Origin of the sequence: Pseudomonas sp. HY2-MNA-CIBAN-0224, assembly GCF_040310285.1 — a bacterium.
Lineage (GTDB): Bacteria > Pseudomonadota > Gammaproteobacteria > Pseudomonadales > Pseudomonadaceae > Aquipseudomonas > Aquipseudomonas helleri.
Map to the genome: position 1 here is coordinate 43,687 of NZ_JBEOPQ010000009.1, position 13,303 is coordinate 56,989.

Consider the following 13,303-nt stretch of genomic DNA (forward strand, 5'->3'; position numbering starts at 1 on the left):
TAAGTAACTTATTGATTTTAAAGGCCCTGTAGGAGCGAGCTTGTCTCGCGATCTTTTAAAAAATCAAAAGATCGCGAGGCAAGCTCGCTCCTACCGTTATCAGGGTGGTTATCTGCTCCTCAACACTACCCAAAAGCTCGCCACCAACAGCACCAGCACCACCGGGGCGAAGGCGCTGACACCCAGTTGCTCCAGCAATACGCCGCCGAGAATCCCGCCGCCTGCAATGGCGGTATTCCAGGCGGTTACCAGCATGGATTGGGCGACGTCTGTCGCGCAGGCAGCGACCTTGGCCATGGATGTTTGAAACAGGGTGGCGGCGCCACCGAATGCCAAACCCCAAGCGCCTACCGCCAGATAAACAATGCTCGGTACCTTGTCCGCAAGGGCCAATGCCAGGGCGGCAAGGGCAAAAACAGCAATGCTGGTTAACGTCAGCATGCGCAGATGACGGCCGATCAAAATGCCGATAATCCAAATGCCCAGCAGAGACGTCAAGCCAAACACCAACAGCACCAGGCCCGTACGCTCGGCCATGCCTGCCGCGCCCAGGAACGGCGCGATATAGGTATAGAGAATGTTGTGCGCCAGGACAAAAGCCAGCACCACAAACAACACCGAGCGGACACCGGGTAACTGGAAAACCAGACGCAACGGCAGTCGTTTTTCCTGAGCTTTCCCGGCAAAATCAGGGACTTGTAAGCGCACCCAGAACATCAGCAGTACGGCCAGCACGCTCATGATCGCAAAGCAGATGCGCCAACCCACCAACACCCCCAGGAACGTGCCCGCCGGAACACCCAGCGACAGGGCCAGCGGTGTACCGACCATCGCTACGGCAATCGCCCGACCTTGTTGATGGGGCGGCACCATGCGTGCGGCATAACCCGCCAGCAGTGCCCACAATAACCCAGCCGACATGCCTGCAAGAAAGCGCGCCAGCATCGTCAGCGCATAACTGGTAGACAGCGTCGTCACAGTGTTGGCCACCACAAAGCCAGCAATCGCGATCAGCAGCAATGGGCGCCTGCGCATGCCCTGCGTGGCGGCCGTCAACGGAATGGCCGCCAGCAGTGAACCGATGGCGTAGATCGTCACGGTCTGGCCCACCCACGCCTCGGAAACAGCCAAGCCTTCGGCCATTTGTGGCAGCAGCCCGGCGGGCAAGGCTTCGGTGAGGATGATGATAAAAGCGGTCATGGCCAGCGCCAGCAGCGGGGCCAATGGCAGACGTTCGGTCTTAGTCAGGGCTGCGCTTGGGCTCATGGACGCACCGCCAGACCACCGTAGACCGCATCGCGCAGATCACTGACGAAGCGCCCGGACATGCCAGCGCCTACTAAAGGGAAAGCGCCCGCATCGAAGATGAGCTCAGGGCTGTAATCAATGCCTGCGGTGTCTTCAACCACTGGCACACATTCACCCTCGCCAAGTCGATGCGGTGGCAGGCCACTAACGTAGGCGGAGGCTGCTCGCTGTGGATCATGTGCGGTAAAACCGGTATCGAGCATGGCCAATGGCCCTGTCTCCAATTGCTGGATAGCGTCGCCCAACGGCACCCCTTGAATGCGCGCAACCAAGGCACCGAGGTCATCGGTGGCCAGTGAATAGCGCCACTGAGTACCGGGCTCAAACAGCAATGGCACGCTGGCAATGCGGCGCAAGTTTTCTTCCAGGCTAATGCTCGAAGCGTCCATGCCGCAGGAGACGCCCGCCCGGGCATACAGCCGTTGGTCATCCAGCGCCTGCTGGACAACGGTCTGGATACGTTCAGATAGCTGCGCCGAGATAACGCCTTGGGGCAGGGGATAGGTGAAGGCGGTCATGGTCACTCCTGGTTAAATAAGTCGTGGCCTGACAATAGAAAGGTCGAGATTAAAGAAAAAGCGGGATACAGTTCCTTGATGTACGGACTTGAATGTCCGCAATCAAACGACGAGGGATGCAATGGACAGCCTGAATGGCTTCGTTGTCTTTGTTCAGGTCGCTGAAACCCGCAGCTTCGTGGCGGCGGGGCGACTGTTGGGGGTGTCCGCCTCGGCGGTCGGTAAAAGCGTGGCGCGGCTCGAAGAAAAGCTCGGTGTGCGGCTTTTTCATCGCAGCACCCGCAGCGTGACGTTGACCGCGGAAGGTGCGTTGTTTCTGGAGCGCAGCCGGCGCATCCTCGCTGAGATCGAGGCCGCCCAGCAGGAACTGTCGCAAGCCTCTGCTGCACCGCGCGGGCGCCTGCGGGTGAGCCTGCCGATGGTCAGCTCGCTGGTGCTGCCGGTGCTCGGCGAATTTATGCGCGCCTTTCCCGAGATTGAGCTGGACCTGGATTTTACTGACCGTAGGGTTGACGTCATCGAAGAAGGTTTTGATGCCGTGGTGCGCATTGGCAACCCCGTCGATTCAAGATTGTCGGCCCGTCGTTTGGGGTCGTTCGCCATGCAGGTGGTGGCTTCACCGGATTATTTGGCACTGCGGGGCACGCCGCAGGTCCCGGCTGATCTGTTGCAGCACACCTGCATGCACTATCGCTGGCCCAACAGCGGCAAGCTCGAAACATGGGCGTTGCGCCAAGCCCCTGGCGAGCCCGAACTGCAACTGCCCACCTCGATGATCTGCAACAACGTCGAAACCCGCGTGTGTTTTGCACTGCAAGGATTGGGCGTCACTTATCTGCCGGAGTTCGCCATCCGCGAGCCCTTGGCCGATGGCCGCCTGCAACTGATTCTGGAAGATTATGTGGAGCACCGCGGGGTGTTTTATGTGCTCTGGCCCGCGAGCAAACACCCGTCGCCCAAAGTGCGGGCGCTGGTGGATTTTCTCTGTACGCGGATAGCTTGATAAAGATCGCAGCCTGCGGCCCCTCTTATCAAAAAAGAATAAGTTATCGATTCTAAAGACCTTGTAGGAGCGAGCTTGTCTCGCGATCTTTTGATCTTGATCTGGCTTGTGATCTTGATCTAAGAGGCCCCGTTAAACCACGCTGGCCGAACGCGGCGGGCCCACCGATCGCAGCCTTCGTGCCTCGTCAGCGACTACAGTCGCCTGTTTGCTGCGCGGCGTCGAAGACGGGGTGGCAGCTCGCGCGATCTCTTGACCTCAACTCGCGACCACCACTGTCGAGACCTTGGCTTGAATAGGCTCCAGCCGTTCTGCCGGGGCGTCATGTTCCACCACCAGCACACTCAATTCGTCACAGGCGGCCACGTGGTAGTGGGCAATGCTGGACAGTTTTTCATTGGTTACGGCCACCACAATCTGCCCGCTTCGCGACACCACCGCACGCTTGAATTCTGCTTCGTCCATGTTGAACGCGGTCACGCCCTTGCTGGCATCTATCGCGCAGGCGCCTAAAAAGCACAGATCAAAATTGAAATGGGTCAATTGTTGAATCGCGCTCAGGCCGTGGATGTTGCCTGAGGTTTTGTCCAGGCGACCACCCAGCAAGATGACTTCGGCCAACGGCAGTGTGTCCAGTTGCAGGGCAATGGCGGGCGAATTGGTGGTGACGCAAACTGCAATATTGTGATCGATTGCGCTCGTTATGCAGGCATTGGTGGTGCCGCCATCGATAAACACGTGCTGGCCCGCTTTGATCAGCGTCGCTGCCGCCTGGCCCAGCGAGCTTTTGCGCTCTATGTGTTGCGTTTGCCTGTCCTTCACAGATCGCTCAGGCGCCAATGAAATGGCCCCTCCGTACACCCGTTTACACAGCCCTGCTTGCGCCAACGCCGCAAGATCTCGACGGATTGAGTGCTCGGAAACATTAAATTGCTGAGCCAGCTCCCCAGCCACCACCCGGCCGTGAGTCGCCAGCCGTTGGGCGATCAGGGTTTGTCGCTCTCCGGGGAAACTCTCATGAGTGAGCATTGACATCCCTTGAATCCTGTTTAAATTGAGCATAAACGAGCATTGATGATTGGTTTTGTGCTCGAAGTTGATCGGTATCATGCGTGGCCGCTCGTCACGCGTCAAACAGCGGTTAAGGAGTCGTAATGTCAGGTGAACTGCTACGGGCTGCGTATTCGGTATTGTTGCCCGCCATCGGCGATTTGAATCTGGATGAGCCTGTCCGTCGCCATTTAAGCCGTGGTGGTGTCTCGGTGTTGCTGGGCGAAACACGGGATGAGTACATCGGCAGGGCCATGACCCAGGCGCGTCGCGACGTCGAAACGCACGCCAAATTGGCCAGCCTGACTCAACACGTCGCGGCATTGGCCGGTGGGCCGGTGTTGATCGCGGTGGATCAAGAACTCGGTGGTATCGAGCGCTTGCACGAATTGGTTCCGGCCATTCCTTCAAGGGCGCAACTCAATGACCTGAGTGCCGAGGCGATTGAACAGCGCTGCTATGAAATGGCCTCAGTCGCGCGCTGCCTGGGTGTCAATCTGTTCCTCGCGCCGATTGTCGATGTGGTGACTGGCATCAATCCTTGGTTGCTTAACCGGCATTTGGGGGACGACCCGGCACAGGTCAGTCGAATTTCCTGTGCCTTTATTCGTGGGGTTCAGCGAGCCGGAGTGATTGCCACGGCTAAACATTTTCCGGGTCACTACGCTACTGAGCATGACCCGGCCATTGCCCTGGCCACCGTACACGGCCCGCTGGAGTTGCTTGACGACAACCTCCAGGTGTTCCGGCAAGTGATTGGGGCCGGTGTGCAAGCGGTGATGCCAGGCCCGGCGGTGTTCCCGGCCATTTACCCGGACCAGTCGGCCTCGACATCGGCCAAGGTTATTGCCTTGTTGCGTGACACGTTGGGGTTCGACGGGCTGATCATTTCTGATGACCTGGACGCAGTGTCCATCCTGCGGGGCAATACCTTGACCGATACGGCCGTGGCTTCGCTGGCGGCGGGCGCGCATCTGTTGCTGGTGTCCAGCGAGTCAGGGCTCGATGCCATTGCTGAGGCAATCGTCAGCGCAGTGGCTGAAGGAACGCTGGAGCGCCAGGTGTTGCTGGCAGCCTCGTCCAAGGTGCGTGCAGTTGCCAAATCTCGGCAATTTGAGCCGGTGATCAAATAATTTGCAAGAATTTGCGCGCTCATCACACATAGCACTGAGGCCGAAACACCCATCTGTCGTTCAGGTGGGATGTGACGTGTCTCACAGTCTCAAAAGGCCTGAACTTAATATTCCTAAATGTCATATAAAAATATGTTTTAAGTATTATTAGCGAATAACGGCTTTTGATAGCATTGCCCCGCCGGTACACCGGACACACAGCGCATCTCACCCTGATTGGAGTCTCCATGTCCGGCGCCGACACTTCTCACAGTGAATACGTGGGCGGATTATTCCGCAGTCATTACCAATGGCTGTGCACACGCCTGCGCCGCCACCTCGACTCCAGCGCCCACGCCGAAGACATTGCCGCCGATACGTTTGTCCAGTTGCTGACTTCGCCCGGCGTAGTACCCATTCGTCAACCACGGGCGCTGCTGACCACCATTGCCCAGCGTTTGATGTACCAGCTGTGGCGCCGTCGCGATCTGGAGCGGGCTTATCTCGATGCCCTGCAACTGGATGACGTGTACGAAGCGCCTTCGCCCGAAGACCTGGCGCAGATGATTGAGGCGCTGCAATGCATTGACCAGTTGCTCGATGGCTTGCCGGCCAAGGTCAAGGCCACCTTTTTGCTGTCTCAGGTCAATGGCCTGACGTACCCTGAAATTGCCGCTGAATTGGGTATTTCCCAACGCTCGGTCAGTGACTACATGACCAAGGCAGTCAATCGTTGCCTGCGGGCTTGCCTGGAATGACATGAACATCGAAAACCAACACGACGACGTGATCGACAACGCGACTCGCTGGATTGTATTGCTGCGTTCAGGCCATGCCAGCGAGGCTGATTGGCAGGCTTACCGGCAGTGGCGCGCGCAAGACCCGCGGCATGAACAACTCTGCGCGCAACTGGAAACCCGCCTGGGGGTTTTAAAGGTGCCGATTGCCCAAGGGGTCAGCGGCAAGGTGCTGCAACAGGCCCTGACTACCCCTGGCACCAGCCGTCGTAAACTATTGCAAGGCGCACTGGCCTTTACCGGTGTGGCATTGGGCGCCAGCTTGTTGGTCAGCCAGCGCACCGCGCTGGGGGAGCTGACCGCAGATGTTTCAACCGGAACCGCTGAACGGCGTACGGTGAGCTTGCCCGATGGCAGCGAGCTGTTTTTGAACGCCAAAAGCGCGGTCGATCTGGATTTCAGCGGCTCTCACCGGATCGTCCGATTGCTCGATGGGGAACTGCGGGTCAAGGTCGCCGTCAATCCGACAACGCCTTTTCAACTGGTGACGCCGCAGGCGTTGATCCACGTGCTGGGCAGCGATCTGACCGTACGTGAACGCGAAGGGCAGGGGCTGGTGGTGGCGCTCAAAGGTGCCCTGCAGATCGCTCGCCAGGGGCTGGAAACCCTGCAACTGCAAACCGGGCATGAGGTCTCTTATGACCGCTACGGTTTTAGTCCTGTACGCCTGATGAGCCTGGGTGCCGCTGCGTGGGTCGATGGCTTGCTCGAAGTTCGGGATGTTCCGCTGGCGCAGATTATCGAGGCCTTGCGGCCTTATCGCGGCGGTGTGCTGCGCATCGACCCTGCGGTTGCCGAATTGCGCGTCAGCGGCATGTTTCGGCTGGATAAAACCGAACAGGTGCTCGACACGTTGGCGCGGACCTTGCCGATCCAGGTGCTGCGTCGCAGCGATTATTGGGTCACGGTCACCTCCGCTTAATCGCGGTTCTAAGGACATAACCAAACGATCTGCAAGTTTTCTCTGCGCCAATCCACACCTCTCCCGTAAGCGCTGCGGGGAGCAGCGTTGTTCAGAGATTTAGGGAGAGTCACCTTGAGCGCGTCCAACACCTTTTCACGTCGCCAGCTACGGGCTTTTGCCATAGGGCCTCTGGCGAGCCTGTTCCTGACCTGCGCCTATGCGGCCGAAGAAGCCCGCCAGGTCTACCACATTGCTTCCGGCCCGCTGGATGAAGTGCTGCTGAACATCAGCCGCCAGAGCGGACAAGTCATTTCGTTCACCCCGCAACTGAGCCGCTATTCGTCGGCGGCGATCCATGGCTCGTTGTCGGCGGAGCAGGCCGTTGGCGAGGCCCTGCGCGGCACCGGTTTGCAGCTGCAAGTCAGCCCGGACGGGGCGTTTATCATCAAAGAGGGCGCGGCCAGCGCTAACAAGGCCGGTACCCAGGCCCAGGACGCTGCGCCCACGACAGCCCTGGACCGGGTGGTCGCCATCGGCACTCGGCGCGCCAACGCCACGGCCTTGAGCAGCAGCGCCCCCGTGGATGTGATCAACAGCGAAGAGTTGGTGCAGACTGGCGCCGTGACCCTCAACCAGGCGCTGTTCCAGTTGCTGCCCTCGTTCAACTTTCCGCAAAACCAGAGCGCAACCCGTGGCCAGGACCCTAAAGGCGCTTCTTTGCGCGGCCTGTCCCCGGACGAAACCCTGGTGTTGATCAACGGCAAGCGTCGGCATGCCTCGGCAGTGGTGAACTTGTCGGGCGGTGTGCCATTTATTGGTGCACAGTCTGTCGACCTGGACATGATCCCGATCAGCGCCATCGACCACGTCGAAGTGTTGCGAGACGGCGCTTCTGCACAATACGGTTCGGATGCGATTGCCGGGGTGATCAACATCGTGCTCAAAGAGCGCGACAGCGGCGGGCAAATCAACACGCAATTGGGCAAGTTTTCTCAGGGTGACGGCTTCAGCAAAACTGCTGATGGCTGGTACGGCCTGGGGCTGCCGGGGGACGGTTTTCTGACCGTCAGCTTTAACGCGCTGAACAACAAACCAGACGATATTGGCGATAAGTACTTCGCCGATGGTCAAGTGCAAGACCCGCGCTGGGGCGGTGCCGGGCGTGACAAATACAACCTGGCGGCGAATGCCGAAATCGGCCTCAACGATCAATGGCGCCTCTACAGCTTCGCCACGTTCGGTCAGGACAAATCGGTCAACAACACGCCAAAGCTGTTGGCCAACAACCCGAACAACGTCACCGAGATCTACCCCAACGGGACCATTCCGAAATACCGCTACCGCTATGAAGATGGCGCGCTGACGGTCGGCACCCGGTATGAAGACGATACCCTGGGCCGCTTTGATCTGAGCGCCACCTATGGTCGCGACGAACATGACGAACTGGCCTACAACACCCTCAACCCCAGTTTTGGCATCGCCAGCCCGACAAAATTCCAGATTGCGACGCTGATCAACGAACAAACCAACGTGGGCCTCGACTACGTCAAAGACTTGCCCGTGAACTGGCTGACCAACCCGCTGAACATCTCGGCCGGGATCGCCTACCGCAACGAGCGTTATCGCCTGGAGTCGGGTGATTCCGACTCCTATTCGTTTGGCGGAATCGACGGTGTGCAAGTGGGGGGCGTACAGGCCTCAGGTTTGACCCCGGACGATGCCGGTACCTACTCGCGGGATGTTGCCGGGGTGTATTTCGGCCTGGAAAACCAGCTCACTGAGAAGCTGCAACTGGGCCTGGCGGCGCGGACCGAGCATTACTCGGACTTCGGTTCAGCCACCACGGGCAAACTGTCGGCGCGGTATGACTTCACGCCCAAGGTCGGGTTACGTGCCACCGTCAACAACGCTTATCGCGCACCGACACTGGGCCAGATCGGCACCTCCTGGACTACCACCACCAACGTCGATGCCAATGGCAACCCGGTACTGACACGTATCTTGCCGTCCGATAACCCGGCGGCACGCGCCTTGGGTGCCGAACAATTGAAGCCTGAGAAGTCGACCAACTACTCGCTGGGCCTAGTGCTGCGTCCTGTTGACCAGGCCTCTGTGACCATCGATGCGTATCAGATCTCTATCCGTGATCGACTGTTGTTCAGCGGCGGTATTTCCGGGCCAGACGCCGAGCGCATTCTGACGGAGGCAGGCTACGGCCAGTACACCTGGGCGCAGTTCATGACCAACGCGGTCGATACCCGTACCCGCGGCGTCGACATCGTCGGCAAGTACAACTTTGACCTGCAACAGTACGGTTCGCTGGCTCTGAGCGCGGGTTATACCCGTGCTAAAACCACCATTGAGAAGGTCCACGAGAACGCCAACGGTTTTGAAACCGTGACCCGTGAAAGCCGGGGCTACCTGGAATATGGCTACCCCAAAGACAAGTTCGTGCTGGGCGCGACTCACCGCTACGGCCCATGGACCGTGGCCTTGAACGAAACCCGTTATGGCGAATACCGCAAGTTCGCCGCACAGGCCAGCGACTCGCAATACGATCAAACCTTCGGCGCTCAATGGACCACAGACCTGGACGTCAACTACGCCTTCACCAAGCAACTGCGCGTGTCGGTTGGCGCCAACAACCTGTTCAACAGCAAACCGGATGACTTTGACAGCCACCTGCGTCAAACCCCAAGCCAGAAGTACAGCTACCTGTCACCGGCGGCACCCGAAGGCACGTTTTACTACACCCGCTTGAGCTACGAGTTCTGATACGCGGTGGCGGGGCAACCCGCCACCACTTCAACCATCGGTTTTTCCCGTCCTTCCTCCCTCTGCGTAGCGTTCCGCTCATCGGCGGGGTTATGCGTCTGTAAATTTAAATAATGAATATCTTTCAAATAGTTAGCGGTTTTTAGCGCTCCATTTTGCTGTCTTCACGATTATTTAATGGTTTTAAAATCAATTAATGCAATTGACAGTTGTATTTATTTGATCGAGCATTGCTATTAAATGATTTATAGATATCGCATAGCGATACGGAGATTAAATTGTACGATCCGCTGGTCAATGCTCACCCAGGTGTCGGAGTGCCTCATTCGTCTTCTTACTGGGTGGATACGGCAGGTACAGCGCCGCCAGATGACGGCCCGCTCAAGGGAGACATTGAGGTCGACGTTGCGATTATTGGCGCCGGTTACACAGGCCTGAGTTGTGCGTTGCACCTGGCCCGCGAGCACGGCATTCGCGCCGTGGTCCTGGAAGCCAATCAGGTGGCCTGGGGGTGCAGTGGGCGTAATGGCAGCTTTGCCCGTATCTCCGGCGGGCGAGTGCCGCTGGCGCAGTTGATCAGTCGCTACGGCGAGAACACCGCGAAACAGTATTTTGCCGAGATGACTGCCGGGCTGAACACCGTGCGTGGGCTGATCCGTGAAGGCCAGATTGATTGCGACGCGCAGCCAGACGGCGTGTACAAGGTCGCCAGCAACGCCAAGCATGTTGAGTCGCTCAAGCGCGAAGTGGGGCTGTATCACGATGTACTGGGTTATGGCGCGCAACTGGTCAGCGGCGACCAGGTGCAAGCGGTGCATCGCGGTGTTGAGTCATTTGGCGCGCTCTACATGCCTGATGGCTTTTCCATGCACCCGTTGAAACTGGCCTGGGGCGTTCATCGCCTGGCCCGTGAGGCAGGGGCCACCGTGCACGTGGGTTCGCCGGTGGTCGACTGGACCAGCGCCAATGGCAGCCACCGGCTGGTAACGCCGGGCGGGGTGGTGACGGCGCGCAAGGTGGTGGTCGCCACCAATGGCTACACCTCCACGGCGCTTAATCGTGCAACCGCGGGGCGTGTGTTACCGGTTCACTCGCAAATTATCGTGACGCGCCCCCTCAGCGCAGAAGAAAAGCGCCAGACGCTACCCGGCAGCGAGTGCATGTTCGATACCCGCCATCTGCTGTCTTACTATCGGCGTTTGCCTGACGACCGCATTTTGTTTGGCGGGCGCAGCGCCATTACCGGGCGCGAAGCCGAAAGCCCGAAGCACCGGCAAAACCTGCAGGACGCCTTGTCCCGCAAGTTCCCGATGCTCGAAGGTATCCAGGTCGATTACAACTGGGGCGGTTGGGTCGCCGTCAGTGAAAGCTCGCTACCATTTGTCTGCAAAGTGCCAGACCTGGAAAACGTGTTCGCCGGCGGCGGCTATGCCGGCAGCGGTGTTTCATTTTCACTGCAGGTGGGCAAGCGTCTTGCACAGATGGTCACCGGCGATCCTCATCCCACCGAGGTGGACTTTCTTCATCAATGCCCCAAGCGCTTCCCGTTCCAACCGTTTTTGCGCATGGGCCAGCGTATGGCCTATGCCTGGTATCGATTCAAAGACGCTTCATAACGACCACGGTTTCAGCGAAAAAGAAGCAACCCGTGCAGGTGTGACATTGCCTGTGCTCATTATAAAAAGAGTGATTCGGGCCAACACGGCCGGCGTTTTATTCAACTGTCTAATTACAACAAACTCAGGAGTTGAAAATGCGATTAATCAACACACCCATGGCCAGTCTTGCGCTGGCCATTACCTTCGGTGCAAGCGTGCACGCACAGGCGGCAGATACCGTCACCTTTGCGGGTTGGGGAGGGGCGCTACAGGATGCCGAGCGAACGGCGTATCTGAAGCCCGCGGAAAAAGCACTGGGTATCACCATCAAAGAAGACAACATGGACGGCCTTGCAGCGGTGCGCGCCCAGGTGATGTCGGGCAAGCCCAAATGGGATGTTGTCGAACTGGCGTCCAATGATTGCGTGCTGGCCCAAGAGCAGGGGCTGACCGAACCACTGGACTACTCGGTGATCAGTACCGACGGCTTGGCCTCGAATTTCTACGGCAAAAACTGGATCGCCAGCAACGCCTATTCCACCGTACTGGCCTGGGCAAAAGATGCGGCCGGCCCGACCCCGAAAAACTGGCAAGAGTTCTTTGACCCGTCAATCAAAGCTTCGCGTTCCTTGTACCGCCAGCCTTACACCACGCTGGAACTGGCGTTGATCGCCGATGGGGTTTCACCCAAGCAACTCTACCCGCTGGATATCGACCGGGCGTTCAAGGTGCTGGAGCGCATCAAGCCACAAGTGGTCAATTGGTGGCGCAGCGGCACCGACTCTGCACAACTGTTGCGCAGCCGCGAAGTGGACGCGCTGTCCATCTGGGCGTCGCGGGTTGATGAGTTGAAAAAGTCCGGCGAGAACGTGGACTACACCTATGACCATGCGTTGCTGGATTACGACTGCGTCGTGGTGCCAAAAGGTGCACCGAATAAAGCCTTGGCGATGAAACTGATCGCCGAAATCATGAAGCCCGAAAGCCAGGCAACCCTGGTGACCGTGATCCCCAACCCGCCGATCAACGTCAAGGCCTACGACACCGGCATCATTCCTGCGGACATGGCGGCCACGTTGCCGACGGCTCCGGCCAATATCGACAAGGTGGTGTTCTTCGATCCGGTCTGGTGGCAAGCCCACCAAGCTGAGGTTCAACGTCGCTACGACCTGTTCATCCAGAATTGAGAAGGCCGTGACCATGATCAGTTTCAAGAAAAGCCTGTTGTGCGGGGCGGTCATCGCTTCTTTGGGCTGGGGCGCCAGCTTTGCCGCCCTGGCTGACACCCTGACCTTTGCCGGTTGGGGCGGAGCCTTGCAGGACGCCGAGCGCAAAGCCTACCTCGAACCCGCCGCCAAGGCCCTGGGCGTGACTATCCGCGAAGACAACATGGACGGCCTCGCGGCGGTGCGTGCCCAGGTGATGTCAGGCAAACCCAAATGGGACGTGGTGGAACTGGGCAGCACCGAGTGCGCCCAGGCGCAGTTGGAGGGGCTGGCCGAGCCGCTGGATTACAGCGTGATTGATGCCACCCATGTCGATAAGTCCGTGGTCAGCAGTCACTGGATTGCCAGCCATGCCTACGCCACCGTGGTGGCCTGGGCCGAAGACACCGGCGCGCCGGTGGCGAAAAACTGGCAACAGTTCTTCGACCCGCAGTTCAAAGGTGCCCGCGCCTTGTACCGCCAGCCGTGGCTGACCATGGAAGCGGCCTTGTTGGGCGACGGGGTTGCGCCTAAAGACTTGTACCCGCTGGACGTAGAACGGGCGATCAAGGTGCTCAATCGGATCAAGCCGCAAGTGGTCAACTGGTGGAGCGCGGGCGCGGACTCGGCGCAGTTATTGCGCAGCCGTGAAGTCGATTTTCTGGCGATCTGGAATGGCCGGGTCAACGAGGTCAAGGCCAGCGGTGAGAAGGTCAACTACAGCTTCGATGGCGCGCTGTTGAGCCATGACTGCCTGATCATCCCCAAAGGAGCGGCGAACAAGGCGCAGGCCATGAAACTCATCGCCCACATCATGCAGCCCGAAAGCCAGGCCACGCTGGCCACATTGATTCCGTACTCCCCGGTCAACAGCAAGGCGTATGACTTGCCGATCATTACTGACGAACTGGCCGCGCGGTTGCCGACCTCGCCTCAGAACATCGACAAAGTGGTCACCGTGTCGCCCGAATGGTGGGTCAAGAACCAGGCGGCGGTTCGCCAGCGGTTCGCCCTGTTCCTCGCCAACTAAGCA

Annotated in this window: 10 protein-coding genes and 1 pseudogene; 8 read left to right on the plus strand and 3 right to left on the minus strand. The window is 58.8% G+C overall.

The features are described 5' to 3' along the window. Positions 1-108: 108 nt before the first annotated feature. Together AAEZ03_RS07315 and AAEZ03_RS07320 are read right to left on the minus strand one after the other, a co-directional pair. Positions 109-1,266 carry an MFS transporter gene (locus AAEZ03_RS07315; protein WP_350577285.1) on the minus strand — a complete coding sequence of 386 codons (1,158 nt, stop codon included), beginning with the start codon at positions 1,264-1,266 and terminating at the stop codon, positions 109-111. Next, a complete protein-coding gene (locus AAEZ03_RS07320) occupies positions 1,263-1,826 on the minus strand; it encodes a serine hydrolase domain-containing protein (protein ID WP_350577287.1) in 564 nt (187 codons plus the stop codon). The genes AAEZ03_RS07315 and AAEZ03_RS07320 overlap by 4 nt, the downstream gene beginning before the upstream one ends. A gap of 121 nt (positions 1,827-1,947) precedes the next feature. Between AAEZ03_RS07320 and AAEZ03_RS07325 the strand changes: the two genes are divergently transcribed. Then, positions 1,948-2,829, plus strand: a complete 882-nt coding sequence (locus tag AAEZ03_RS07325; RefSeq protein WP_350577290.1) for a LysR family transcriptional regulator — start codon at positions 1,948-1,950, stop codon at positions 2,827-2,829. A gap of 258 nt (positions 2,830-3,087) precedes the next feature. Here the strand turns inward: AAEZ03_RS07325 and AAEZ03_RS07330 are convergent, their stop codons facing one another. Then, positions 3,088-3,864: a DeoR/GlpR family DNA-binding transcription regulator gene (locus tag AAEZ03_RS07330; RefSeq protein WP_350577293.1), complete on the minus strand. Its 777-nt coding sequence runs from the start codon at positions 3,862-3,864 to the stop codon at positions 3,088-3,090. Positions 3,865-3,983: 119 nt separating this feature from the next. Here AAEZ03_RS07330 and AAEZ03_RS07335 point away from each other — a divergent pair, with 119 nt between their 5' ends. The 7 genes and pseudogenes from AAEZ03_RS07335 to AAEZ03_RS07365 all read left to right on the plus strand — a co-directional run bounded on the left by AAEZ03_RS07335 (position 3,984) and on the right by AAEZ03_RS07365 (position 13,300). Then, the gene (locus AAEZ03_RS07335) at positions 3,984-5,012 is read left to right on the plus strand and encodes a glycoside hydrolase family 3 N-terminal domain-containing protein (protein ID WP_350577295.1); all 1,029 of its coding nucleotides are present in this window, start codon (positions 3,984-3,986) and stop codon (positions 5,010-5,012) included. Positions 5,013-5,239: 227 nt separating this feature from the next. Next, on the plus strand, positions 5,240-5,749 hold the full coding sequence (locus AAEZ03_RS07340; RefSeq protein ID WP_123749284.1) for a sigma-70 family RNA polymerase sigma factor: 510 nt from the start codon (positions 5,240-5,242) through the stop codon (positions 5,747-5,749). A gap of 1 nt (position 5,750) precedes the next feature. After that, the gene (locus tag AAEZ03_RS07345) at positions 5,751-6,710 is read left to right on the plus strand and encodes a FecR domain-containing protein (protein ID WP_350577298.1); all 960 of its coding nucleotides are present in this window, start codon (positions 5,751-5,753) and stop codon (positions 6,708-6,710) included. Positions 6,711-6,824: 114 nt separating this feature from the next. Continuing rightward, positions 6,825-9,467 carry a TonB-dependent receptor domain-containing protein gene (locus AAEZ03_RS07350; protein WP_350577301.1) on the plus strand — a complete coding sequence of 881 codons (2,643 nt, stop codon included), beginning with the start codon at positions 6,825-6,827 and terminating at the stop codon, positions 9,465-9,467. Between the two features lie 317 nt (positions 9,468-9,784). Next, positions 9,785-11,083 carry an NAD(P)/FAD-dependent oxidoreductase gene (locus tag AAEZ03_RS07355; protein ID WP_350577304.1) on the plus strand — a complete coding sequence of 433 codons (1,299 nt, stop codon included), beginning with the start codon at positions 9,785-9,787 and terminating at the stop codon, positions 11,081-11,083. A 158-nt stretch (positions 11,084-11,241) separates the two neighbouring features. Continuing rightward, a pseudogene (locus AAEZ03_RS07360) lies at positions 11,242-12,075 on the plus strand (ABC transporter substrate-binding protein); the annotation flags it as partial. A 190-nt stretch (positions 12,076-12,265) separates the two neighbouring features. After that, complete coding sequence (locus tag AAEZ03_RS07365; RefSeq protein ID WP_185059533.1) at positions 12,266-13,300, plus strand: polyamine ABC transporter substrate-binding protein; 1,035 nt, start codon at positions 12,266-12,268, stop codon at positions 13,298-13,300. The last annotated feature ends 3 nt before the right edge of the window (positions 13,301-13,303 follow it).

What these genes read in the sequence shown, in the direction of transcription:
- AAEZ03_RS07320 (WP_350577287.1), bottom strand. Translation starts at nt 1,826, where the DNA reads ATGACCGCCTTCACCTATCCCCTGCCCCAAGGCGTTATCTCGGCGCAG.
- AAEZ03_RS07335 (WP_350577295.1), top strand. Translation starts at nt 3,984, where the DNA reads ATGTCAGGTGAACTGCTACGGGCTGCGTATTCGGTATTGTTGCCCGCC.
- AAEZ03_RS07345 (WP_350577298.1), top strand. Translation starts at nt 5,751, where the DNA reads ATGAACATCGAAAACCAACACGACGACGTGATCGACAACGCGACTCGC.
- AAEZ03_RS07330 (WP_350577293.1), bottom strand. Translation starts at nt 3,864, where the DNA reads ATGTCAATGCTCACTCATGAGAGTTTCCCCGGAGAGCGACAAACCCTG.
- AAEZ03_RS07315 (WP_350577285.1), bottom strand. Translation starts at nt 1,266, where the DNA reads ATGAGCCCAAGCGCAGCCCTGACTAAGACCGAACGTCTGCCATTGGCC.
- AAEZ03_RS07340 (WP_123749284.1), top strand. Translation starts at nt 5,240, where the DNA reads ATGTCCGGCGCCGACACTTCTCACAGTGAATACGTGGGCGGATTATTC.
- AAEZ03_RS07325 (WP_350577290.1), top strand. Translation starts at nt 1,948, where the DNA reads ATGGACAGCCTGAATGGCTTCGTTGTCTTTGTTCAGGTCGCTGAAACC.
- AAEZ03_RS07365 (WP_185059533.1), top strand. Translation starts at nt 12,266, where the DNA reads ATGATCAGTTTCAAGAAAAGCCTGTTGTGCGGGGCGGTCATCGCTTCT.